This window comes from Paraburkholderia sp. LEh10, from assembly GCF_017814945.1.
GTDB lineage: Bacteria > Pseudomonadota > Gammaproteobacteria > Burkholderiales > Burkholderiaceae > Paraburkholderia.
The window spans coordinates 1-1,281 of sequence record NZ_JAGIPX010000201.1 but is presented as its reverse complement, the minus strand read 5'-3'; the positions used below and the strand labels follow the sequence as shown (position 1 = coordinate 1,281).

Genomic DNA, 1,281 nt, shown 5'->3' with positions numbered 1-1,281 from the left:
CGACCACGACGCCGGCCGGCGGTGGGCAACTCGCTGGTGACGCGAATTTGTTGTTCATGAAGTTTTTCGTAGTAGATCGGCGAGTGATAGCCGATTCCGCTGTGCCGGCGATTTGCGTTGTACCAGCCTTCAATGAATGAAAACAAAGCACGTCGAGCCTGGTCATGCGTCTCAAAGCGAGAACGGGCAAGCAATTCGCATTCGAGCGTGGCGAAGAAGCTCTCGCACATGGCATTGTCGAAACAATCGCCGACCGAGCCCATCGAAGGGCGCACACCCGCTTCGCGACAACGTCGGCCGAAGGCAATGGACGTGTATTGGGCGGATTCAACCGGTCGTCGCAACACCTTTGATCGAGGAGGTGTTGCATGGGACGAAGTGCAAAGCAGGTATATCGGTTGACAGGGCGAGGAGCGATGTACTCGCCGGGCGCGCCCTCACTTGGACATGAGATCGAGCGTCGGTTTTGGCAACAGATCGCGACTGGCATTACAAGCGAGAAAGCAGCGGAGGCGGTAGGCGCATCTCAAGCGGTAGGCTCGCGCTGGTTCCGCTATCGTGGCGGCATGCCACTATTCATGTCGAAACCTATTGCGGGTCGGTACTTGTCGTTTGCTGAGCGAGAAGAGATAGCAATGCTTTCTGTCCAAGGCCTCGGGGTGCGCGAGATCGCCCGCCGTATCGGACGCAGTCCATCAACCGTTTCACGAGAGCTCACGCGCAATGCGGCGACACGTGGTGGGTGCCTCGAGTATCGTGCTTCGGTCGCGCAGTGGAAGGCGGAACGGTTCGCCAAACGACCAAAGCCAGCGAAGCTGGCGACTAATGGACGGCTGCGCCAATATGTACAGGAGCGCCTGGAGGGCAAAGTACATGACGCTGATGGTCGTGAGATAGCCGGGCCCAGGCAGGCACCGTTCAAGGGGCGAAATAAACCACATCGCGGTGCCCGAAAATGGGTCAACGGCTGGTCACCTGAACAAATTGCCAATCGATTGCAGGTAGATTTCCCGGACGATGAGTCTATGCGCATCTCTCACGAAGCCATTTACCAGGCGCTCTATATTGAAGGGCGCGGCGCGCTCAAGCGCGAGCTGGTGGGCTGCTTGCGCACCGGGCGCGCGTTGCGCGTCCCCCGAGCGAGAGCACGAGCCAAGGCGTGGGCGCACGTCAGCGAGGAAGTGATGATTTCCAGTCGGCCTGCAGAGGCGGAAGATCGTGCTGTGAACAACAAATTCGCGTCACCAGCGAGTTGCCCACCGCCGGCCGGCGTCGTGGTCA

1 protein-coding gene and 1 pseudogene are annotated in these 1,281 nt (G+C 59.3%); one reads left to right on the top strand and one right to left on the bottom strand.

All coding sequences use genetic code 11. From position 1 onward, the window contains the following. Positions 1-323 (bottom strand): annotated as a pseudogene (locus J8I87_RS43925) (transposase); the annotation flags it as partial. Positions 324-368: 45 nt separating this feature from the next. Between J8I87_RS43925 and J8I87_RS43920 the strand changes: the two are divergent. Beyond that, on the top strand, positions 369-1,281 hold a 913-nt coding region (locus J8I87_RS43920; protein WP_209938892.1), incomplete at its 3' end, for a helix-turn-helix domain-containing protein.